Source organism: Aerosakkonema sp. BLCC-F183, from assembly GCF_041929145.1.
Lineage (GTDB): Bacteria > Cyanobacteriota > Cyanobacteriia > Cyanobacteriales > Aerosakkonemataceae > Aerosakkonema.
This window is the reverse complement of the sequence record NZ_JBHFNU010000062.1, coordinates 56,573-81,101: the sequence shown is the minus strand read 5'-3', so window position 1 is coordinate 81,101 and position 24,529 is coordinate 56,573. Positions and strand designations below refer to the sequence as shown.

Annotated in this window: 13 protein-coding genes and 1 pseudogene; 2 read left to right on the top strand and 12 right to left on the bottom strand. The window is 45.8% G+C overall.

From position 1 onward, the window contains the following. Nucleotides 1-54: 54 nt before the first annotated feature. From ACE1CD_RS18340 to ACE1CD_RS18310, 7 genes are all read right to left on the bottom strand, one after another. The gene (locus tag ACE1CD_RS18340; protein WP_374825966.1) at nucleotides 55-897 is read right to left on the bottom strand and encodes a CheR family methyltransferase; all 843 of its coding nucleotides are present in this window, start codon (nucleotides 895-897) and stop codon (nucleotides 55-57) included. A gap of 269 nt (nucleotides 898-1,166) precedes the next feature. Next, complete coding sequence (locus ACE1CD_RS18335) at nucleotides 1,167-4,094, bottom strand: HEAT repeat domain-containing protein (protein WP_374825965.1); 2,928 nt, start codon at nucleotides 4,092-4,094, stop codon at nucleotides 1,167-1,169. A gap of 73 nt (nucleotides 4,095-4,167) precedes the next feature. Continuing rightward, nucleotides 4,168-6,291 carry a methyl-accepting chemotaxis protein gene (locus tag ACE1CD_RS18330; protein WP_374798610.1) on the bottom strand — a complete coding sequence of 708 codons (2,124 nt, stop codon included), beginning with the start codon at nucleotides 6,289-6,291 and terminating at the stop codon, nucleotides 4,168-4,170. 39 nt (nucleotides 6,292-6,330) lie between these two features. Beyond that, nucleotides 6,331-6,786 (bottom strand): chemotaxis protein CheW, encoded by a 456-nt coding sequence (locus ACE1CD_RS18325; protein ID WP_374798612.1) that lies wholly within the window; start codon nucleotides 6,784-6,786, stop codon nucleotides 6,331-6,333. A 213-nt stretch (nucleotides 6,787-6,999) separates the two neighbouring features. Beyond that, the gene (locus tag ACE1CD_RS18320) at nucleotides 7,000-9,291 is read right to left on the bottom strand and encodes a chemotaxis protein CheA (RefSeq protein ID WP_374825963.1); all 2,292 of its coding nucleotides are present in this window, start codon (nucleotides 9,289-9,291) and stop codon (nucleotides 7,000-7,002) included. A 92-nt stretch (nucleotides 9,292-9,383) separates the two neighbouring features. Continuing rightward, a complete protein-coding gene (locus tag ACE1CD_RS18315; protein WP_374798616.1) occupies nucleotides 9,384-9,767 on the bottom strand; it encodes a response regulator in 384 nt (127 codons plus the stop codon). A gap of 216 nt (nucleotides 9,768-9,983) precedes the next feature. After that, nucleotides 9,984-10,280 (bottom strand): hypothetical protein, encoded by a 297-nt coding sequence (locus ACE1CD_RS18310; protein ID WP_374825961.1) that lies wholly within the window; start codon nucleotides 10,278-10,280, stop codon nucleotides 9,984-9,986. A gap of 461 nt (nucleotides 10,281-10,741) precedes the next feature. Between ACE1CD_RS18310 and ACE1CD_RS18305 the strand changes: the two genes are divergently transcribed. After that, nucleotides 10,742-12,724 carry a sensor histidine kinase gene (locus ACE1CD_RS18305; RefSeq protein ID WP_374825959.1) on the top strand — a complete coding sequence of 661 codons (1,983 nt, stop codon included), beginning with the start codon at nucleotides 10,742-10,744 and terminating at the stop codon, nucleotides 12,722-12,724. A 69-nt stretch (nucleotides 12,725-12,793) separates the two neighbouring features. On the opposite strand, the gene ACE1CD_RS18300 is transcribed toward ACE1CD_RS18305, so the two are convergent. Continuing rightward, nucleotides 12,794-14,380: a B12-binding domain-containing radical SAM protein gene (locus ACE1CD_RS18300; protein WP_374825957.1), complete on the bottom strand. Its 1,587-nt coding sequence runs from the start codon at nucleotides 14,378-14,380 to the stop codon at nucleotides 12,794-12,796. A gap of 538 nt (nucleotides 14,381-14,918) precedes the next feature. Between ACE1CD_RS18300 and ACE1CD_RS18295 the strand changes: the two genes are divergently transcribed. Next, entirely contained in the window at nucleotides 14,919-17,204 is a 2,286-nt protein-coding gene (locus ACE1CD_RS18295) for a TRAFs-binding domain-containing protein (protein ID WP_374825955.1), read from the top strand. Between the two features lie 128 nt (nucleotides 17,205-17,332). Here ACE1CD_RS18295 and cheB read toward each other — a convergent pair whose 3' ends face one another. The 4 genes and pseudogenes from cheB to ACE1CD_RS18275 all read right to left on the bottom strand — a co-directional run bounded on the left by cheB (nucleotide 17,333) and on the right by ACE1CD_RS18275 (nucleotide 24,529). After that, nucleotides 17,333-18,559: a chemotaxis-specific protein-glutamate methyltransferase CheB gene (gene cheB, locus ACE1CD_RS18290; RefSeq protein ID WP_374798625.1), complete on the bottom strand. Its 1,227-nt coding sequence runs from the start codon at nucleotides 18,557-18,559 to the stop codon at nucleotides 17,333-17,335. Between the two features lie 108 nt (nucleotides 18,560-18,667). Further along, a pseudogene (locus ACE1CD_RS18285) lies at nucleotides 18,668-21,258 on the bottom strand (response regulator). Nucleotides 21,259-21,281: 23 nt separating this feature from the next. Then, complete coding sequence (locus ACE1CD_RS18280; protein ID WP_374825999.1) at nucleotides 21,282-22,703, bottom strand: methyl-accepting chemotaxis protein; 1,422 nt, start codon at nucleotides 22,701-22,703, stop codon at nucleotides 21,282-21,284. A 350-nt stretch (nucleotides 22,704-23,053) separates the two neighbouring features. Beyond that, nucleotides 23,054-24,529 (bottom strand): methyl-accepting chemotaxis protein, encoded by a 1,476-nt coding sequence (locus ACE1CD_RS18275; RefSeq protein WP_374825953.1) that lies wholly within the window; start codon nucleotides 24,527-24,529, stop codon nucleotides 23,054-23,056.

The following is a 24,529-nucleotide window of genomic DNA, read 5'->3' as shown; positions in this document are numbered from 1 at the left end:
CATTAGGAATTGGGAATTGGTGATTCTGATATCCCGTACCCTACACTCTATTAGTTAACGCTTTACATATATAAACGCATTTTCGATCTCTTGCAATTCAAATTCTGTCGTTAATTTCAATAACGATTCCGATGCAGCTACACACAAATAACCAGGGGTGGGCATAGCCTTAGAAAACACGCGAACTGTTTGGAAAATTGCTTTTTCGGAAAAATAAATAAACACATTTCGACAAAAGATAATATTTGCGGTAGCTAAATGCTGAATTTCGGATTCAGCCATCAAATTTGCTGTTGTCCACTTAATGCGGTTGTGAAGTTCGGGTATCACTCGCCATTGGTTTTCCTGTTCTTCCCGGAAATATTTCGTTTGTAGGTTAGGCGGTAAATTGCGGAAAGAGCGATCGCGGTACACGCCTTGCCGCGCTTTGGCGATCGCACTCGGACTGCCATCGCTGGCATAAATTTCGATCGGTGCCCTGGCAAACCAACCTTTTTCGTCAAGAGCCATAGCAATAGTTAAAGGTTCTTCTCCGCTAGCGCAGGCAGCGCTCCAAATTCGCAGGCACTCAGTAGGATGTGCCGTAAAATGTTCTGGGACTAGAACCTCCACCAAGGCTCTGATTTGATCCATCTCTCGCCAAAAAAAGGTTTCCTGTATGGAGATAGCATCCATTACCTGCTTCCACTCTTGCTCAGCTGCATCGTCATATTTCAGAAAGTAATAGTAATCTAAAAACGAATCCAACCCACAGGCAATCACGCGAGGCGTCAGTTTTTCCGCCAATAAATCGCGCCGCTCCTTATCGTAATTAACACCTATGCGGTCATGAATTAAGTCCCGCAAAAGTGTAAAATGGCCATCCGGTAAACTGAATATTTCCGAAACAAATCGCATAGCTTAAAGTCAATCATTCAGGCATTCATACCAAATCTGCTTTGATTACCCAGGTTATTCAAAGGGGAGAGTAGGCGAGCAGGGGAGCCGAAGAATAAATATTTTCCCTTTTCCCCTAACCGTTAACCCCTTCGCTCATTGTTTTGTGGGTGGCTATGAACCATCAACGATCGATCGCGAACAACGAACATCTGACTAATGACCGATCACCTCACCTAAAACCTGCGGGAAGTGTGGAAGCCCCCGTGATGAGAGCCGGGGGTGCTGACTTAAACGGAAGTGATTTGACTTTTCTGGGCGGCGCGGCGCACAGTTGGATCGGGGTCTGTGTGAGCTAGCACTGCAATTTTTTGTTGTGCGTTGCGGTTACCAAGGTGTTCCAAGGCATTGATTGCTGCTAAACGCACGGATGAATCTTTATCATCCAAAGCAGCGATCAAAAATTCAGAGGCGTGAGGATGTTTCAGGCGCATCAGCACGTCTATTGCAGCAGCGCGTACTTTAGTGTGCGGGTGCTTGAGTCCGCGTCCTATAGCTACAATATGCTCTTCACCCAGGTTAGTTAACGCCGCAATACAAACTTTGTTGACTTGGTGCGTCGAAGTCAATTCCAGCAGCGCGGCGATCGCTTCCGGAGTGCTTAACTGGGCCAGCGCTTCGATCGCAGCTTGCACGACATGAACCTGAGAAACAGTTGGCTCATGGGACGGCAATATACCCAACTCGCCGCACGAACTGGAAACTATTGCCTCGTTTGCATTTACTTCCGGGACAGGCTTAAATATTGTCGTCCCAGAAGTCTCGTCAAACAAGCCGGAATCTACAGCAACTAAGCTGTACAGCGCTGCTTCCACACCCGTACCACCTCGTTTCCCCAAAGCGCGAGCAGAGTAAATGCGCCGTTGCAGATCGGATGAGCGCAAAGCCGACAACAACGGCGGTAGGGAATTAGGATGCCCGATTTCCCCCAACGCCATCAGAGCAGAACGAACTAAATCGTCTGTACTGCTGGAGTCTTCTGCTAGAGGAGCCAAGATGGATACAGCTCGTGGCCCGCCGACTCGCCCCAGAGCCTCCACTGCGGCGATTCGCACCTGAGTAGCCGGATCGGAAAAGGCTAATTGGGCCAAAGTGTCCATTGCTTCCGGGTAAGCGTGCGTGCCCAAAGCTCGCGTTGCGTAATACCGCACCCAAGCATCCCCATCCATGAGGGCGTTGAGCAAGTAAGGATAGGCAATCGGACTTTCCATTTGCCCCAAAGCACGAGCCGCAGTCGCCCTCACTTTGGGAGTATCGTTTTCTAGCGCCCAAATCAGGGTAGGCAGCACCGGTGCATTTTCCAGATAGGGAATCAGTTCGATCGCAGCGCGGCGGACATCCTCCTCTGAATCCCGACATCGCTCCAACAGCAGGGTCACGCATTCATTGAACGCAAAATATCCGGCGATTTTGACTGCCGACTCCCGGACATGAGGGTCTTTATCTTGTAACAGATCGATCGTGCGCGTGAGCATATCGGGATGACCCAGAGAATTCAGAGCTGCCACCACAGCTTGACGTACCCCTGAAGAGGGATGACCCATCAAACCCAGCAGCGTATCGTAGGCACGCCGATCGCCAATTTGGGCTAAAGCACCGGCAGTCGTAATTGTCAATTCCGGATCTGTTGTCAAAAGTTGGGTCAGGGCTGGCACTGCCAGGGGGTCGCCAATGCGTCCCAGCACTGCGACTGCGGCTTCGCGGACTTGGCATACCTCCGCCTTGAGTTGTTCGATCAACAGATCCGTTATCCGTTTGCCATAACGCACCAAAGCTTCCATGACCAAGTAGCGGACTGTAGGATGGCCCAATAGCTGAACCATCACCGATTCCACATTCCGGTCGGTATTCCCAGGAGTTTGACCCAAGAGCAGCACTAGAGCCCTCAGTTCATTTGGTTTTGCCCACTGCACTGCATCCACCAAATTTTGTACCCCAGCAGTATCGACATAGGATGCTGCCAAGGCAGCGATATAGTTTCCTTCTCGATACAATCTTTCATAGCGATCGTACAAACTGCCGATCGCTGCTGCAATCTCCGCTACTGGAGTTCCTGTGTTATTCAACAAGCGAGCGAGCGCGGGAACAACGCTAGCATCTCCTAGCTGACCGATAGCACCGACTACTGCAACACAGAGCAGTTCGTTTTCCAGCAGGGGCAGCATTCGGGGCGTCACCGTGCCATCCCCAATGCGCGTTAAAGCATCGAGGGCGGGAAAAGCTAAAAAGAAATCGCCCGATTCGGCAATTTCCATCAGCGGCTCAACTGCAAGAGTGGCGTTTAAATTTCCTAAAGCATCGATCGCGTGATACCGCACGTTTGCATCTGTATCTTCTAAGGCGCGGATCAGTGCGGGTATAGCGCGGCGATCTAAATTACCCCTCAAATCCCTTCTGGCCGGATTGTTTTGCTCTCCTAATGCCAGCGCTGCATAGATCCGCAAATCGACATCTTCGGAATTAAGACAATCGATCAGCGCCGGGACAATATCCACCTTACTTTGCTTGAGAACTTGCAAAACTGCATTGAGGACACCAGGATTGCGATGTTCCTCTCGCAAACTTCGCAACAGGGATGTTGCGATCGTTCCCCCTGTTTGCTGGGCTAAACTATCCACCGCCGCCCGCCGCACCCGCCAGCTACTATCGCCCAGCGCCTTCACTAGCATTGGCTCTGGTTCCAGCACCTGGGCCGTTGCGAGCGCTTGGGCAGCACGCAGACGCACTAATTCGTCGGAATTGTCAAGTTCAAAGGAGAGGTCTTTTTGGAGATCGAGTTGCGCGGTGACATCTTCCACCGTCACTACTACACCGATAGCAGACAATATGGGGAAGTTGCTCCAATCTCTACTATTACTATTTTCCTGTAAAGGAGCGATCGTGACTCGTTGCTGCATAAACTCAAAATGCAGTGAGGGCTTTACGGTAGGACACTGGAATAAATAGGGGTAAACTGCGCCCGAAAGCGTTTCTACCCTTCCATTTTTCAACACCCGCTGGAAATAAGCTAAAATTCCGCGAGTTTCTAGATCGGGAACGAGATTGGCAAGGGAAACTCCACACACTTTCTCTGCGGACAAACCTGTAACGCTGGCAAGCCAATCATCCCACGAGCGCACGATCAAATTGGCATCGGTTGTAAATATACTAATGGTCATCGGTCATCGGTCAAAAGGTGATGGGTAAGTTTTTATCTTTGAAATTGATTTAATTGCGTTTTCCAATTCACAATTAACTAAGGCGGTCTATAATTGCGGTTATATTTACAATGCCTTCCTGCCAATTCTCCGCAGCACGCTGAATCTCTTTAAAAACTTGGGCATTGCGTTCTGCGATCGTGCGAACGTGACCCATTTTATTTACAATTTTCTCTGAAAAATTTGAGTGTTCGCGATTCGCACTAACGATTGCCGCCACTTGTTTAGAAATATTTTGTGCGACCAAATTCATATCTTTAACTGCGCGTGTTTGTTCCTTCATCGCTAAGGCAGTTTGCTCTGATTGTCGGCGGATATTTTCGATGGCGGTTGTAATCTGAACAGTAGCAGTAGATTGCTCATTCATCCCCTTACTGACATTAGCAATTAAGCGCTCTAAACGTTCGGCTTCTTGAGAAATTTGCTCTCCGCCACGGCTTTGTTCTGCAAGAGCGCGAGATGTAGTAGCCGCACCGCGTCGCATCGATTCTACCGCTTGCAGGATTTGACTTGCGCCTTTAGCTTGTTCTGCGGTGGCTTTGCGTACTTGTTGAGCGAGTGTGGCTGTATTTTGAGCTGCTTTGATGATCTCTCGCGCCGCACGGCCTTGTTCGTTCATCGCCTTAGAAACTTGTTGAGCGCTTTTACGCATTTGTGTTGTAGACTGAACTACGTTTTGCACTGATTTGGCTTGTTCGGAGGTAGCGATCGCCACTTCTTTCGATTGCATTACTGTCATATTAATAGCGGTTACTACGTTCTGTCCCGCAGTCATCTGTTCTTCGGAAGCGAGGGCTATTTGACGCACCAGTTGTGTAGTTTCTTGCACTCCTTGAAGGATGGTTTTTAATCCGGTTACGCCATTTTCAGCTAAGCGGCTGCTTTCATCGGCCACCCGCATTCCTTCATTGGATTTGGCAACCACTTCTTGCACGGCATTTTGCAGCGATTTAACGATCGCAGCAATATCGGTAGTTGCCGCCGCAGCTCGTTCTGCTAAGTTGCGAATCTCCTGAGCTACAACTGCAAAACCCCGTCCCGCATCTCCAGCTCTCGCCGCTTCGATCGATGCGTTCAATGAAAGCAAATTGGTACGTTCGGCGATTAAATTAATCGTATCTACGATACTGCCAATTTCGTTAGTGCTATTGCCCATTTCCCCGATGGCATTGGCAGATTCAGCCATCGAATCGCGGACGCGGGTAAGACCTTCGATCGATTTTTGCACTGCCACACCGCCAACTTCCGCATCTTTAGCGACTCGATTGGTGATTTCTTCTGCTTGTTTGGTCAGCTTTGTTACCGATCGAATCGAACGATCCAGTTGAGTGGCGCTAGCAGCGGCGCTGGTAGCTGCATCGGTAATTTGGGCGGCGTTTTGGGCAACTCCCTGTATGGAACGCGCCATTTCCTCGATCGAAGTGGATACGCCTTCTACTGTTGCCGATAAGTTTTCTGTTGTTGACGATACTTGCTCTATAGAAGCTGCCATTTCGTTGATGGCAGCGGTGGTTTTTTCCGCTGCACTGTTCAATTCGTCTGCATTAGAGGCGACACTTTGAATAGAACGAGTGATTTCTTCTATTGATGCGGCAGTTTCGCTAACGGCTACGGAAAGCGCATCGGTATCTCTGCTGACGGTTTTGATCGAAGCGGAAATTTCTGTCATCGAGCTGGTGACTTGGGTGGCAGATGTCGCCATTTCTTGTGCCGTTTCGGCGACGCTTTTGATAGAAGAGGTCGTTTCTTGGATCGAGGTAGCAGTTTGATTAACTGCTACCGCCATGTTAACTGTACTGGCAGTAACTTGCTCTATAGAAGCTGCCATTTCGTTGATCGATGAGGCGAGTTCTTCTGTAGAATTGGCAACTGAAGTAGCTTGTGCCGCTGTTTCTTTGAGCGTAACTGCCATTTCGTTAGCGCCATTGACGGTTTCCAAGATCGATCGCACCTGCGTTTCTGCGTTTTGCGATATTTCCTCTCCTAACCGCCAGATTTCTTTGACATTTTGCCCCGCCTGTTCTGTGTGGCTGCGAATGCGGTTAATTTCCAAATATCTGCCATTTGGTGCGGCCTTATTTATCGCTTTGCCAAATGGATCGGTATTTAGATGATGTCCATCACGCGATTTACCCTTATTCTGGAACTTTTTTGCCATTGCCTTTTCCTTTTTATTGTTGTTTATTTTTGATTGGCATTAGGTATTACCGAACGCTGCTAAACTATTATTTGAGAATTTTAATACTTCTTCGCAATTGAGGATTAGCACTAATTTTTCTCCTAAAATAGCGATACCTGTCAAATATTTGCCGCTGAGTCCACAAATAGCCTCTGGCGGCGGCTGGGTAGCATCAGCAGGAATCTCCACAAATTCGCGAGCGGAGTCAGCTATTAAACCCACAGTTCGATCGTTTGCCTTAATCACAATTAGGCGCGTGCGGATATCATAGCGAATTTTTTCAAAGCCGAACCTTACCCGCAAATTTATGGCGGGAATTACTTGACCGCGAGAGAAAACTACGCCTTCTACAAAGGAGGGCGAGTTTGGTACTGGGGTAATCTGTTCGATCATCTCCATACGCTGTACCATTTGAGAGGAAATAGCATATTTTGTGCCCACAAGTTCAAAAATTATAAAAGGTTCATTGCTCATAAGCTAATTGGCTAATTGGTTAATTGGTTAATTGGCTAATTGAGGGATTGCACATCATTCATTAGTATTTACTCGGAGCTAGGAAGGGGTGTGGAAAAGTGGGGGAAACATTATAGATATTTTTTGCTGTTCTCCTGATTCTTCAGTTCTCCTTTCTCCTATTATCCCGTTCTCCCGCTCTCCCCCTCTTCCCGACGCCCTTTCTTTGGACTTTTAATTTTTTATTCTGGCGGCGCGAGTTAAAGCTATAATATCGAGAATTAAGACTGGGTATCCATCACCGAGTTCGGTGGCTCCAGCGATACCCCTAACTTGAACGAGGGGATCTGTGAGCGGTCGCACCACTATTTCTCGTTGTCCTAAAATGCGATCGACAACGATCGCCGCTGCACTAAATCCGTTGCCAACCACAATCAAATTTAACAGTGACTGGGAATTGATTGACTGGGGAATGTTTGTTTGAGTGTTCAGTTCTTTTTTGAGTGTGGGGTAAAGATTGTCCTCTGCATCTGAGCTTGGGATCTCGTTTTCTAAGTTAAAAATGCGAGCCAGACGAAGCAGAGGCAAAACAGTGCCTCGGTGAGCGATCATTTCATTATTTTCCCATTTCGACTCCCGCAGCGGCTTAAAAAATTTATCGCCCCACTCGCCACCTAGAACTGAGGCATTTGCAAATGTCGGATATAAAGTGACATCTGCTGAGGGCACTTGAGTTATTTCATGCACGGATGACAGGGGAATGGCAAAAGTTTGTCCGCTGACGGAGACAATTAAAGCATCTGCGATCGCCAAAGTCAGGGGCAGTTGAATTATAAAGCGGGTACCTCGTCCCACCTGGGTATCCAGTGAGAGAAAACCACCCAATTCTGTGACGGTATTTTTGACAATCGTCATCCCCACACCGCGCCCACTTGTTAAATCTGCTTCTTTACGAGTGGAAAAACCGCTGGAACAAATCAGATCGAGTAGAGTTTCGCTAGAGAGCGTCGTATCCGCACCTAGAGACCCTTGCTCTCTGGCACTGGAAGTTACGGCTTCCACATCAACGCCCCGACCATCGTCCTCAATTTCGATCGTGACCATTTCCCCAACAGTTGCAGCGCGAAGGGCAATCTTTCCTTGTGGCGATTTACCGCAACGCACCCGTTCTTGTTGCTCTTCCAAACCGTGACTGACAGCGTTACGCACTAAATGCAACAGCGGGTTTATCATCCGCTCTACTATAAATTTATCAATTTCAGTTGTTTCTCCGCTCACTTCCAGTACCACCTGCTTTTGAGTTTGTTTCACCAAATCGCGAATCGCAAACTGCATCCGCACAAAAATTTCTCCGATCGGTACCATACGCACTCGCATTACACCTTCCCGCAAATCCCGCAACTGCCGTTCCAAGGTAAGGTTTGTTTCCCGCAAGGTGCGTAAATGAGATGCTGGCAAAATCGGTTTGAGGTTGTTGAGGTTATCCTCTAGGCGAGAACGAGTAATCACCAATTCGCCTACCATCTGCATCAATTCATCCAATCTCGCCAAGTCTACACGCACTACGTTCGATGGTGCTACTGTGAAAAGGGCTGTGGGGGAGGGGACGAGTGGGGGAGTAGGGGAAAGACGATCTAGATTTTCTGCTTTTCTGGGGTGCTGGGGTTCCGGGGTTATGCCGCTCTCCCACTCTTCATTTTGACTTTTGACGTTTGACGTTTGACTTTTGATTTCCTGTTGCGAGTAGGGCAAATAGGTAATACCGTCTTTTTCCCAGTCCGCAAAGGTATCGGTGTCAGCGTGGCTGACAACAATAAAATCAAAGGCAATGCCACCATTTTCTAGAGCTATTGGCTCAGCGTGAATTAATTCGCCGATCGATTGCAAGCGCTGGCGAACTGTGTTGACATTAATACCGCGAGCTGCTTTTTCCGTTCCCGGCAAAAATTCAAATTGCCAAGCTCGATTCCCTTCTTCCAGAGCAGCTGCAAGCTGTATACTTTCTTCTGGCTTAAGTTTCAGCGATTTTAGAGTTTTCGGTTGAGTATCGGGAACTGTGGGAGTTGACTGTCCGGACAAATTTAATTCTACTTTTTCCTGTAATCCTGACTGTTCCTGTTCTTGTGCTTCTGGTTTGGTAAAGATAGTCCTAAAGCGATCGCAGATCGGTACAATATCCGGGGCAGGATTTTGGATCCGGTAAGCGGTAATTACCTCCTCCAATATTTTCGTACCGCTGAGCAGAGCGTCAAGCCCTTCGGTTATTAGCACAACTTTGTTGTCGCGTAAAGCTCGCAGATAACTTTCCATTTCGTGGGCTAGTTGTTCTGCCTCATTCACCCCCACCATCCCCGACAAGCCTTTGATGGAATGAAAGCTGCCAAAAAGTTTATCGAGTATCGAACGCGAAAGTAGCGGCTGATTTACATAGGGTTCGACGAAGAGTAAATTTTGCCGAATAGCCATTAGGTGTTCGTCGCATTCGGCAAAATAATCGTCTAGAAAGCTGCTAAATAAATTCGTCATTTGCTATCGATCGAGTCATCAGTCAAAGTTATATAGCGATCGGTTAATTACCAGCGCTCGTCCCAAAAAATTAACAATTAACACCAGGCAACTCACAACTGGCAGAGATTCTGATTTAATAACTCTTGTGCCGCCAGCGCAAGCGAGCGAGGTTCAAACGGTTTTGTCAGATAACGGGACGCGCCAGCTGCAAGAGCGTTATTACGACTGGATTCGTCGCCTCTCGTCGTCAACACGATAATGGGAATGGAACTGTAGCTTTGATGAGAGCGGACAAACTGCAAGACTTCCAATCCGTGCATATCCGGCATATTCAGATCTAGAATCATCAAATCGACTGGTGCGATTACCAGCTGTTCGATCGCTTCCAAACCGTTGTTTGCTTCTTTAAAATTTACATTTTTTAAATCTCGCAGCGATGCCATTACCATCCGTCGCATTGTTGCTGAGTCATCCACAACTAAAATCTCTTTCATTACAGCTTCCTCTTTTACGATCGTTGGATTACGCACATAAAAATCGAAATGCGTACACCACAATGGATGAAAATTTTTTATCTTTCCTTCTGCCCGGTCGCCCAGTTCCTTTTTTCAATTTTAATTCCTTGGGGAAATTCTTTCTTGTCTTCTAGCTGTGTGTTGCTAGAGACTGCACTTGCCGAACTAGAGCTTTACATATGTATATGCTTAACTTCAGGCAGTAATCAGTTCGATCGACCCGCACACCGAATCGGTAGGATGCTTTGGCATCTCAATTTCCATCAGATCGGTTGCCCCGCCAGCACAGATATATATTTTCAAGCTCGGAAACATCCAGGGGTATGCAAATTTGGTCTGCGCTGGGTACACTAAAGCTGGGTGAAGCCGATCGAGCCATAAGCTAGAACGCCCGGGACGATGAATAGCAAATGCAGCCGTGCGAACCTTGGTTTCCAAACATCGCAATCTCTCTGAGGAACAAATCTGCTGGCAGTCAAAAAAGGTTTGCATATTTCTACGAGAAAATTTCCCTCCTCTTATTTAAATTTGCCAAATTTGCCGAGCCACGATCACCGTTTAATTACGGATTTTATAAAGTTTCTACGCGATCTTCCTTAGTTGCCCCGCTCAGGTGTAACGCATCGGGAGAGAAGCCATATAGAAACAGGTATTATTATTTTTTTACACTTCATTCAAGATTTAAATAAACATACTGCGTCTGTCCTATAATAAATAGTACAGAATTAAGTACAACTTTTTGGAGCATTTGTTAATTTCCATAAAAAAGTTAATTTTTTTTACGAAAACTCTACATTGGTAACCTTATCTTTGGTTACAAAAATACATAATTTGTGTTTTTGTTTGTAGTAGATAGACTCACCTCAGTACAAAACAGGGGTTTGGGGCGGTTTAAAATACCTGACACCCCAAATCCCGCAACTACCAAGACCCCAGAGGAGAAAAATTTAATAATGAGAAACTTATTGACAAGCAAAACAAAAAAAACAAAACTGTCGCGGCAGCGTTACCCAAAGGCAGCAGGGAAATGCTTAATGCACCCTCAGCGAGAATGCCACATACAAGCCGCACCAACACACCTAATCACATTGGGAGCAGAAGTCGCCGCCACTTTGTCAAAGGGTGGAAGTTTATCAGAAGTTCTCCAAATTTGCTCGGAGACGATCGCCCATTATCTGAACAAAACTAATGTATGTATTTGGACTTTTGACCAAAAAAGCAATACCCTGACAAGGGTGGCGTTTGGGGGAAAATATCTTTATACAGCCAGCTTGCCCAAGACGATTTTTTGCCAAGAGGATTACTTAGAAAATCTCAAAGCTCGATTAATACCTTGTAACTTCAGAAATACACCTTTTAGCAGCCGCTTATATACTCTCGTTGTGAAAAATAATCTGGTGGGAGTAATCATACTTTTTGGCAGAGAATATTTCACAGAAATAGAGGATATAGTATTAGGTTGGATTGCCAATAATATAGGCTTGGCAATGGAGAGATTTTTAGCGCGAGAAAGACAACATAATCGCGGCGAAACTCTGCTGCTTAAGCTGGCAAGTCAACTGCGTCATTGTCTCGATTTCAACAGTATTTTAGAAATAGCTGTAACTGAAGTAAGGGACTTGTTACAAATCGATAGATGTCATTTTTTATGGTACTTTCCCTATTGCCAAAACCCAAGAATAACTATCACTCACGAAGCCCAAAATTCAAATTTATCCAGTCTGCTTGGTGATTTTTCGGCAGAACGTATTAACACCTTGTTTGACAAAATCCGGAATTTAGAAATAATTCGGATAGACGCTGTGAGGGAATCAAGTTTAGATATTGAAACGCAAGAAAGATCGATCGATTTGGGTATTACTTCGCTACTGTTGATACCGCTCAAAACTCATTCCGGTCAGTTTGGTGCGATCGCCTGTAGTCATTCTAATGGTTCTCGTTATTGGAGCGACAGCGAAGTAGAACTGCTGCAAGCGGTGTGCGACCAAGTAGCGATTGCGATCGATCAAGCCGAATTTTATGCCCAAACTAGAGCTAGCGCCTTAGCTGCACAAGTACAAGCTCAACAACTGACGCAAGTTTTACATAAATTACAGCACACTCAAAGTCAACTCGTCCAACAAGAAAAAATGTCCAGCTTAGGGCAAATGGTAGCAGGAATTGCCCATGAAATTAATAACCCAGTCAATTTTATCAATGGCAATATCATGCACGCGAAAGATTATAGTGAAGATTTGCTGGAATTATTAAATCTCTATCAGGAAAAGTATCCCAATCCCGATAAGTCAATCCAAGATAAAATTGAAGAGATTGACTTAGAATTTCTGGCTGAAGACCTGCCCAAACTTTTGTCTTCAATGAAAATAGGTGCCGATCGCATACACCAAATTGTTTTGTCGCTGCGAAACTTCTCTCGCCTTGACGAAGCAGACATGAAGCCTGTGGATATTCACGAGGGAATTGATAACACCCTTATGATTTTAGAAAGTCGATTGAAAGGCAGCGGTAAAAACCGCAGTATTAAAGTTATTAAAGACTACGGTAATCTGCCGAAGATCGAATGTTATGCGGGACAGCTAAATCAGGTATTTATGAATGTCCTCGCCAATGCGATCGATGCTTTGTCAGAGGCAGAGGAGAAATTCCACATCCAAGATCCGCAGATTTGCATTGCCACGAAAATGCTTGAAGGTGACAGCGTAATCGTCCGAATTCAAGATAATGGATCGGGAATGACAGAAGAAGTGAAAAAACGGTTGTTCGATCCGTTCTTTACGACAAAACCAGTCGGTAAAGGCACGGGACTGGGGTTGTCGATTAGCTACAAAATTGTCGTAGAGAAGCATGGCGGTACGATCGAATGTTTGTCAGAACCGGGAAAAGGATCTGAGTTTATCATTCAAATACCAGTCAGGCCGATCGCATCATTTAATTGAGACAAATTGTAGGGTGCGTTGCCACCTCTAGGCGCGTAAAAGTTTCAATTTATGTACATATAAGTCAAATCAAGACCTCACAAGCATTGGTTCCGGCTCAGCTTTTACAGACACTTTCAGTGGGTCGTAGCCTAGCTGTTCGCTAATCCGTTCCCTGGCTAAAGCGCGGTACTCCCAAAAATGTTCTCCGGCAGCACATAAACCCAAATACATATTGAGAACTTGCGGCTTTCTCCGTAGAATTGTCCATAGTTGTCGCCAAAACTGCTCCCGAATTTCAGGCCGGCGGATACCTTGATGCCAAATTAACTGGGCAATGAGACCCAACCCCTTACCAGGAGAAAATTGCATAGTCTGCTTTCGGTCTGCTCTTGAGCTAATATTAAGGCATTGCTGAAAACAGCGTCTGAGATATTTTGTGGGTTCGTACAGCGTCCAGAAGCCTTCCACATACTCTTTAGCAATTTCAGCAATGGGGCGAGTAGGAACAAAATTCATCAAGGTATTCTGGTCTCCGACCTCAGTAGCGCCCATGCCCTGTATTAAACGCTCCTCTTTTTGCAGGCGATTCCAGAGGGCGGTGTTGGGCAAAGCTTGGAGGATACCCAGCATTGGTTGCGGAATATTAGTTTGTTCAACAAAGGCTTCAATCCGTTTTCCTGCTCCAGAATGTTCTCCATCAAAACCCAGGATAAACCCTGCATAGATTAGCATACCTGCTTCATTGATCTTGCGACAGGCTTCGATGAGAGGGTGACGAGTATTTTGCAGTTTTTGTGTTACTTTTAAACTATCTCGATCGGGGGTTTCAATTCCGAGGAAAACAGCATAGAAACCAGCTTCGTTCATTAGACTTAGCAGTTCATCATCTTCTGCTAAATTAACCGAAGCTTCTGTGATGAAGGTGAAGGGGTAGTTGTGCTGCTTCATCCAAGGAATTAATTCTTTTAGAAAGCGTTTGACGTTGCGCTGATTGCCAATAAAGTTGTCATCTACGATGAAGAGTGACCCTCGCCAGCCTAATTCATAAAGGTTTTGCAATTCTGCTAAAGCCTGACTCGGTTCTTTGGTGCGCGATTTGCGACCGTAGAGAGAAATGATATCGCAAAATTCGCAGTTGAAGGGACAACCGCGAGAGAATTGAATTGCCATCATCAAGTAGGCATCCCGCTGAAGTAGCTCAAAACGGGGCATGGGGCTTTGGGTGACGTCGGGTTTTTCAATCGAGCGAAATATCCCTTGTTCTTTCCCTTGCGCGAGTGCTTCTAGAAACTGTGGCACTGTCATTTCTCCTTCATCTAGGATCAGGTAATCAGCTCCAGAATGAAGGGCATCTTGGGGGACAGAGGTGGGGTAGGGGCCACCGACTGCTACTTTTTTGCCCAAACTTACTGCTTTTTGAATCAAATGGTGGAAATCTGGCTTCTGGACTAGCATGGCAGAGAGGATAACGAGGTCACACCACTGCCAATCAGCCTTTGTTTCAACTTTAACGTTGCGATCGTAAAATCTAATTTCCCATTCTTTCGGTAGGAGTGCTGCAACTGTAATGATTCCCAAGGGTGGAATCACTGCCTTGAGTCCAGCTATTTCCATGAAGCGATCGTAAGACCAAAAGGACTGGGGAAACTGAGGGTAGAGCAATAGTGCCTTCATGAGAACCTCGGTGCAATTTTAATTTATTCTGGTGTGAGCGGATGTATCGAATAGTACGTTTGGATTAGCTCACCCATCCGCAGATCTCTATCGCTGTAATCGCTGTCTAAACTGGCATTTCCTGATAACACGAGCTACAACGCCAGTAAATTCCTCCCAAGCGTATGTGACGCAATAAAACATTTGAACAGCAAAGGCAAGTATGTCTAGCGAGCGTGGATTGTCCGATTGTTGTGGATCTAGTCCTTTGGCTGCCATCAGTGGTTAGTTGGGGCGGCGATCGCATCGGACTGATTAATAAAGTTTTCATCTTAAAGACCAACATTTAATAATGTAAGTATAAGTTTCGTTAACAATAAAATCTCTCTATCGATAGACTGAGATTTGGATATTTGTGATATAATTTTTAGGCATCATCCTTTATTTAACTTATCAAGAGTTGATAAGATTTGAGGTGCATTAGTTAGCTTTTTATAGGGGAATGCTTCGTGTATACAGCACAGATACCGATGTGCAGTTAGTCGCGTTAACGTAAATTATGGAAAAGCCAGAGAAAATAAATTACAATCCCGCACCTATAGATACGTCAAAAGTAACACTCACGGCAGAAATTCTAAAACTGACTGAAATACTTTCTAAGAATACTCACGAGATTTGGGCGCAGCAGCGATTAGCGGATGGTTGGCAATATGGGCCGCAACGAGACGATACTCGTAAAGAACATCCCGGATTGGTAGCTTATGAGGATTTGCCAGAATCCGAAAAACATTACGATCGCATTATCGTCTTGCAAGTCTTAAAAGCACTTTTAGCCTTGGGCTATCACATCGAGGCGAACGGTACGGGGGCTGAAAATCTCGCCGTGACTGACGATAAAGACTTAGATATGGTATTGAAAGTTCTGCAAGATTCATGCGGAATGAATTTAGTTTCGCTGCTGGCAATACAGCGGCAAACTATAGGACTCAAACCTCGCACGTCCGATATTTACCGAGTGCTGGGCGACCAAATCCTCCAATTGGGGGAACCTTTGATGGCTTATGATGTGCTGGCAATAGGACTGAAACACTGGCCGAACGATGTGCGTTTGCAGCAACTTCTAGCCTTATCTTTAGCACGTAGCGGCGCAACTGCACGAGCAAATTCTATCTTGTTGCAGCTGCTAGAATGCGGTCACAGGGATGAAGAAACCCTCGGTCTTTTAGCTCGCACTCACAAAGACCTTTGGAAGCAGGCAACCGATCCGGAAGAACAAAACCGCCAACTGCGTTTAGCTGCCGAAGGATACGAACAAGCATATCAGTTGAGTGGCAGTCATTACCCGGGTATCAATGCTGCCACGATGGCAATGTTGATGGGAAATGAAGAACGCGCTAAAGTCCTGGCAGAAGAAGTGCGACAGAAATGTTTGCAAAAGCTAAAGCCCCAGTCACAGCGAAGTAGCGATGAATACTGGCTTTTGGCAACGTTAGGAGAAGCGGCGCTGATTTTGCGGAAATGGTCAGAAGCTGAGGATTGGTACGGACAAGCAGCGCAGGTAGGGCAGGGGCGATATGGAGATTTAAGTTCTACCCGTCGCAATGCAAGTATGCTGGTGCAGTATTTGGAAGGCGATACAGGACGCATCAAGCAATGCTTCCACATTCCTCGCGTGGTTGTGTTTAGCGGACACATGATCGACCAACCCGATCGCACAACACTGAGATTTCCACCGCACCTGGAATCAACTGTGTATAAAGCGATTCTCGATCGCTTGAAAAAACTCGACGCCCGCCTGGGTTATGCCTCTGCTGCCTGCGGTTCCGACATCTTATTTTTGGAAGCAATTCTGGAATTAAAGGGTGAAATTCATATTGTGCTGCCCTACGATCGAGAGCAGTTTATTAAAGATTCCGTCGATATCGTTCCCGGTGGCAAATGGGTGGAGCGGTTCGAGAAATTACTCGATCGAGCTACAGAGACGATCGTCGCTTCCAATCGCAAGTTGCAAGAAACTAATGTTTTGTACGAATACGCAAATCGTTTGCTACACGGGTTAGCTAAAATGCGGGCAGAACAACTGGAAACAGAACTTGTACCCCTGGCGGTTTGGAACGGCCAACCCGGTGGCCCAGGCGGTACTGCTAGTGCGATCGAGCATTGGCAAAGCTGGGGTTACGACGTAGAAGTCATTGATTTGGAATCGATTCTCCAATTATTTGTCGATACTCAAGAGTCATCATTTATCAACGATGAGTCACTAGCTAATAACCGAGAACTAACCAATAAAGAGTGCGGTCGGCAGATTAAGGCGCTATTGTTCGCCGATGTAGTCCACTATTCTCATCTCACAGAAGATCAAATCTTTCCATTTGTGCAACATTTCTTAGGAGGTGTTGCCGAGATGAGCGCTCAGTCTGCTTATGGACCGATCGCGAAAAATACTTGGGGAGACGCTCTCTATTTTGTATTCTCGAATGTCCGAGATGCAGGTTTATTTGCTCTGGATCTGTGCGATTTTGTTCAAAGTACAAACTGGACAGAAAAAGGGTTACCGGAAGGTCTCAATTTGCGAATTGCCTTACACGCTGGCCCTGTATACCGACACATCGATCCGATTACCGGAAAAATAAATTACATTGGCACCCATGTCAGCCACACAGCCAGGATCGAGCCAATTACGCCACCAGGGAAAGTATATGCCAGTCAAGCATTTGCAGCTATTGCCTCCTGCGACGAGGTTTGCGAATTAACTTGCGATTATGTGGGACAAACGCCTTGGGCTAAAGGTTACGGCACTTTCCCGACCTATCACGTCCGCCGTCGCCAAGTCGATCGAGCTTAAAGTTTAGGGGCTGGGCGAAGTGGGGGAGCAGGGGAGCGGGAGAACGAGATAGCGGGAGGAAATTCTTAATTTTGACTTTTGACTTTTGACTTTTGACTTTTGACTTTTGACTTTTGACTTTTGACTTTCTAGCCCCGACGCCCCAGTCCCCAGACTCTGTTGAGGAGGAAGGGGGCGATTTCGCCGATCGGCAGAATATGTTGGGCCCCACCAAGGGCGATCGCTTCTTTGGGCATTCCGAAAACGACGCAGCTTGCCTCATTTTGTGCGATCGTCATACCACCAGCTTGGGATATCGCCAGCATACCGTCCGCACCATCGCTCCCCATACCTGTCAACAAAACACCCACAGCCGATCGACCGTAAAAATGAGCCACAGACTTAAATGTTACCGTTACCGAAGGGCGATGACCTGATTGGGGTGGAGATGCGGAATAAACAAACTTGCCTTGAGAATTTAATTCTAAATGTCGCTTTTCCGGCGGAAAATAGACCGTACCGGGTTGGGGAAGGTCGCCCATTGTCGCAATTTTGACAGGCAGTTTGCATTCCGACGCCAACCAATCTACCAATCCCTGTAAAAATCCTTCGCTGATATGCTGTACGCAAATCACCGGTACTGATAAATTACTCGGCAGATGGCCAAGAATAGTGTGCAAAGCTTGCGGCCCACCGGTAGAAGCGCCGATCGCGATTACCTGATATTTTGAATGGGAAATTACAGATGAAGTATGGGAAGAGTTTTCCGTTTTGCGGAATGAGCTTTGAGTTAAAAAATGCGATCGATCGTGTTTTTCCCCGCTCCCCCGCTCCCCTGCTCCCCCGCTCCCCTGCTCCCCCGCTCCCCCGCTCCCCCGCTCCCCCGCTCCCCTGCTCCCCTGCTCCCCCGCTCCCCCAGCGATCTGCAACCCCACAACTTTAGACCGCCGATGCAAAGTAAAAACTGCCACACCCGACAAAACTTTAATTTTAGCGATCAACTCTTGCTTGAGCATCTCATAATCTTGAATAGATTGAGCGCGTGGTTTGGGAAAAACATCTACCGCTCCAGCATCGAGCAACTGAAACACATTGTAAGTATCTTCTGGCTGAACTGAGGCACTGATTACCAAAATGGGGCGCGGATATTTGCTCATCACTTCCAGAGTAAATTCTAGGCCATTCATTCGCGCCATGTGCAGGTCAGTACAGATTACATCTGGCTGAACTTTGGGAATCAGTTCTAATGCCTCTAAGCCATTTTGAGCAGTTCCCACCACCTCCATTTCCGGTGATGAAGTAAAAATTCGTTTGAGGATGAGCGTTACAACTGGTGAGTCCTCAACTATTAAAATTTTGATAATTTTTTTATCCATAGTATGTTGCAGATTGATTAAATACCACTTACGCAAAGAAACTGGGTTTCTGGCCTCAGAGTAGGTAAGTCCTGTTAAATTTGAAATTTGAAATCTAAAATTTGCAATTCAAACAAGCCTTCTCAAAGTATCGATCAGAACCTCTTGACTAAAAGTACCTTTAGTGATGTAAGCATTAGCACCTGCTTCAGCTCCTCTTCTTTTATCTTCGTCGCTAGCTAGCGATGTGACCAAAATAATTGGCAATTCGCTATATTCTCCATGCTGACGAATCTTGGCAGTGAGTCCCAATCCATCCAAATTGGGCATTTGAACATCAGACACTACAGCGTCAAAGGATCTCGTCTTCAACTTATTGAAACCATCCAATCCATCGACAGCTGTCACTACTTGATAGCCAGCTGCTTCCAAGATCCGCTTTTCTTGGGTACGAGTAGAGATAGAATCTTCCACTAGCAGGATCGTCTGCTTGCGAGTAGGTGTTTGAGGCGTTGATTTGGGTGTGGCGGATACAACTTGCTTACGTACAGATTTAATCAAATCTTGGCAATTTAAAACGATGCAGACTTCACCAGTACCGAGAATTGTAGCACCAGAAACATTCCGCACTCGTTTGAGCAGCTGAGTTTGGGGTTTGAGCATGACATCTTGCTCATCTACTAAGGCATCAACGAGCAGTCCCAGTCGCTCGTCTGCTACTTTGAGGATGATGCAGGGAATTGGGGAGGCGGAGAGTGGGGGAGTGTAAGAATTAATATTTTCCCTATTCTCTACTACCTCTTCCCATGCCCCATTTTCCACGCCCCATCCCCTATTACCCAATTCGAGTAAATTGGCTAGGCGTGCTATAGAAATTGGCTGATTGTCTAAGATAATCGTGTCTCTGCCTTCAATGGTAAAGATGTCATCTGACCTGACAAAGCGTGCCATTTGCACGAATTCTACCGGGATGGCATAGCTAATCCCCATTACTGCCACAATTAGTACGTGGGCGGTTGCTAAAGTTGTGGGTAATTGTAATCTGATGGTACATCCCTTACCCGGTTCGGATTCCACTTGGATAGTTCCTTTGAGCAGCTCGACGTTAGTGCGTACCACATCCAAACCCACACCTCTGCCAGAAACTTCCGTGATAAATGTGCGGGTGGAAAAACCCGGTTCAAAGATGAGGGACTGAATTTGCGCTTTTGTCATGTTGGTGAGTTCTTCTGGGCGACAAACTCCACGTTTTACTGCTGTTTGCTTGATTTTATCGATATCCAATCCTCTGCCGTCGTCTACGACTTCTATAACAACGTTGGTAGCTGTTTGTTTGGCTTTAAGTAGAATTTTGGCTTGAGGAGGTTTGCCTTGATGCTGACGTTCTTCTGGTGTTTCGATCCCGTGATCGATCGCATTCCGAATCATGTGCATCAAGGGATCTTTTATTTCCTCTAAAATGCGCTTGTCTGCTTTCGTTTCTGCGCCTTCGATTACCAGATCGACTTGTTTGTTTTCGTGTTTGGCGAGGTCGCGTACCATGCGAGGAAACAAATTAAAGATGTTGGCAAGTGGTAAGAGGCGCAGGGTACGAATTCCCTCGGATAATTCGTCGGCAATAATTTCCAGTCTGGCATTGTCTTCGTACATCGCGTTTCGCAAGCGGTTTGCCAACGAAGTGAGCTGTTCTAAACGTTGTTGGAGGCGATGATGGAAATGTGTAAAGAGGGAGAGGGAAAAGGGAGAAACAGAGGGAGAGGGAAATTTTTCTTCTGTCCATCTACTCCTCTCCCTCTCTCCCAGATCTCCTCCATATAAAGATCTGGAAGATGGGGAAGTTTTTTTGCCGTTACTCGTACCTGTAGGGATCGAAACGCTTGCTAATGTATCTGCTCCCACAACAAAGGAGTTGATATTTGTCTCGCGAAGACCTTCTTCGCACAAGTTGACAAGCTCTTCAATATCTGCAAGTCGGTGAGCGATCCGTATTTTGGTGACTGTTAGTTCACCTGCTTGGGTCATCAAGGAATCTAAATGCCGCGTTTCGACGCGCACGCTTTCGATCGCAAAACGGGACCCGCTAGCATCTTGACGATAGCTTTGTTCTTTCTGTATTGGAGATTGGGGAGTGGGAGAGTGGGGAAGTGGGGAAGTGGGGGAGCGGGGGAAGGATTATGTACATTTTGTGGCGTTAATCCGCTTTCTTGCGCTCCAGTTGTTTCGCTCTCAGTCTCTGCCTTGATATAGCTCTCCAGTTCTCCCGTTCTGGCGCTTTCCCCTTCTGCCGTTCTGCCGCTATCCCGCTCTCCCGCTCTCGTACTCGCTCCCTCACCCTCTTGTTTTTCCTCCGATCCCATCATACGAGCCAAGACATAAAAGGTATTGACTTGTGGGGGTTCGCCTGTGATTGCTTCGCGTACTAATTGGCGAATGGCATCTAAACCGTGATATATGCGATCGCTAATAGTGCGATCGAGGATTGTCTCGCCTCGTTTCACACTCCCTAATATATGCTCTATCTGATGGGATAGAGTTGCCACATCTTTGACTCCCAACATCCCAGCATCACCTTTGAGGCTGTGAGCTTCTCGCAGTAACTCTTCTAATTTTGCTTGGTCATCTGGATGTTTTTCTAAATACAACAAACCATCATCAAGTTTCTGCAAATGTTCTTCACTTGCGGTTTTAAAAATATCTCGTAGTTCTTCATCTTCGATCATCATTTTTCTTGATTCCTTAGTTATTAAACAACTGATTTAAGGCTTTGGGCAGCATCGTTTAGTTTCTGAGTGCCGATGCGAGTTTGACTGATGCCACTGGCTGTTTCGGCAGCTGCGCGATTGAGTGCATTCATAGCATCAACTACTTGCTCAATGGCAATTGCTTGCTGTTTGGAACTCAGAGAAATTTGTTGGCTGCACAAGACGACGTTGTTAATTGCTTCTGTTACGCCTGCGAAGGATTGTGCTGTTTTCTGTGCGATTTTGACGCTTTGTTCCACTGTCATGGTGCCTTCATCTGTCACCATAACGGTGGAATTGATGGCTTTTTGAATATCGGAAACGAGGGCGTTTATTTTTTCGGCGGATTTTTTACTTTGGTCTGCAAGTTTGCGAATTTCCGATGCGACGACGCCAAAACCTTTGCCCTGTTCGCCAGCTCGTACTGCTTCTACGGCTGCGTTGAGCGCTAGCATATTGGTTTGGTTGGCGAGGTCGCTTACTAAGCTGGAAATGCTGGCAATTTGATTGGTTCGATCGCTTAAACGGGAAATTTCATTGGCGATCGCACCTACTTTCTCTCTCAGCACCGACATCTCCTCTAGGGTATTTTCCACTGCTTCGGTTCCTGTTGCCGTAAGGCTTAATGCCTGTTGTGCGGCGGTGGCGACGGCTTGTGCTTGTCCTGCGGTTTGTTGGGAAGATGCACCCAATTCATCCATTGTGGTGGTGGTTTGATTGACGGAGGCAGCTTGCTGGGAAACTGTGCGTTCTTGTTCTTCTATGGTCGCAGCTATTTGGTTTGAGGAAGAGGCGATCGCGCTTGTTGCTCGCTCGACTGTACGAGTAATGCCTGCGGAGATCCAATAAGCAGCGAGTAGGGAAAACGTTAAACATAACAAGGCTCCGATCGCAACTGCGGCGATGAGATTGTTAATCAAAGTTTTCGCTTTTGCGGTTGTGGCCGCTAAAATTTCCTCTTCCGTTTTATTAAATTCTGTACTTAGATTTTTAAAACGATCGACAAATTTTTGCCCTTCTCCTGTTCGGAAGGCTAATATTGCTTCGTCTCTCTTGCCTTGCTTTACTAAGTTTAGTATTTTTTGCGAATACCGCTCGTATTCGTTTTTCATCCGAACCATTTCTTTGATACGCTGTTGTTGCTTGTTATTTTCGGCCATACTCACTGCAAGTGCAGATGCCCGATCAAATAAATTTAATTCTTGTTCGTATTCTTTTAATAATTGAGGATTTTGTGATAACATATAGCCTCTAAATACTATCACCATCCTGTTCTGATTAAGTGTCATAGTATTTGCTATACCAACTATTTTCTGTGTTTTTTCCACTTCCGTAAATACATTCAATAGTTTATTTGTACTTAAATATACTATGCCAGCCAATCCTATAAATAATATAATTGGAACTGAATATCCCAATACCATTCTATTTTGCAATTTACATTTCCTAAACATAAGCGTTTGTTTTTTTAGTGGGCTTAAAAAGACGGGTGGTAACCCAGCATATTTTCAATAATTTTATCTAAATTTTAAATATGCTAGTTTATGGATTTATTTTAGCAATTTCGTCAATAATTGGCTAATTTTACGACTTGTACACAACATAAAGTTCATCCTTACAAAATAGCTAAACTGCTTCTTTAAGAGTAAGGGCGGCTGACGTCTGACACACTAGCTATACAATTTCACTTTTACTCCAAAAATACACCAAGCAAGGGATGAGTATCGAGGGTTCAAACATAACAACCGCCTCACAAATATAAGCGATCGGACTGCTATACGACTGTCTTGAGATTCAGAGCGACTGCATTGAGTTTTTCTATACCTACTTTGGTTTGATTAATATTGCTAGCTGTTTCTACAGCTGCGGCGTTCAGATCGTTCATTGCTTCTACTACTTGCTGAATTGCTACTGCTTGCTGTTTGGCATTGAGCGAGATTTGTTGACTGTTGGTAAAGACGTTATTGATGGCTTCAGTTACGCCTGTGAAAGCTGCCGCTGTTTGTTGAACAATCAATTCTCCTTCTTCAGCAGTTTTAGTACCCTCGGAAGTTACCATTACTGTTGAGTTAATTGCTCTTTGGATATCAGCAACTAAAATGTTAATCTTATCGGCGGATTTTTTACTAGCATCTGCCAGTTTGCGAATCTCGCTGGCAACGACACCAAAACCTTTGCCATGTTCGCCAGCTCGCACTGCTTCCACGGCGGCGTTTAAGGCTAGCATATTGGTTTGGTTGGCGAGGTCGCTTACTACTCCAGAGATGTAGCCTATTTGATTCGTATGCTGACTTAAGTGCAAGATTTGTTGTGCGATCGCTTCTACTTTTTCTTTAAGTATCGCCATTTCTTCAAGGGTTTGCACCACAGCTTGGCTGCCTTCTTCTGCTTTCGATAGTGCTTGCCTTGCGCCTACTGCCGACATTTCGGCTTGTTCTGCCGATCGACGCGAAGACGCACCTAATTCATCCATTGTGGTGGTAGTTTGATGCACGGCAGATGCTTGCTGATTGGCGGTACGTTGTTGTTCTTCTACAGTGCTGGCAATTTGCGTTGATGAGGTAGCAATTTCATTAACGCTCTCATTAATCGCCGCCGTGATGCGTGAAGCAATCCAAAAACCGATCGGTATTGCTAGGATCGCGGACATCAATGTACATAACACCACTATCATGTTAAGAAAGCTTAGGGCTGCTTCAGATTCTTTATTTTTTTTCCCCTGAATAAAATCCTCTGCTTGGTTAAAGTCATCCAGCACTTTTTCTAGCTGACGATTGAGATTTTGACGGTCTGTTGAAGCATATTTTTGCAACGCTTCTTTGATTCTGCCAGATTTTACAAGCTCGATCGAGTTTCTGTTCAATTCAATAGACTTATTTCCCAAGGCAACGATTGTAGCTAGACGCTGTTTCTGTTCTGGAACTTCTACCAGTTGTTCCAGAGAGGTGGCAGCTAGCTCAAACAACTCCTCGCCGTCGTCGAAATCTTGCAAGCTTTCCCCGTCAGCTTCCAGCAAATAGCTTCTAGCAGACCGCTGTACTCGAGCTATACTCAATGCTATCCGATCGGAGTTTTTAACCATTTCTTGGCCTATAATTTGCCTTTTGTTTTGCCGATCTACTTCCTTAATATTTGAATATACCAAACCAGTTATACCGATCGACAGCAATAGGGGAACAGAATATCCCATAATAATGCGAGAGCGCAGTTTCAAATTACTAAATTTACTACTAATTTCCAAATTTACCAT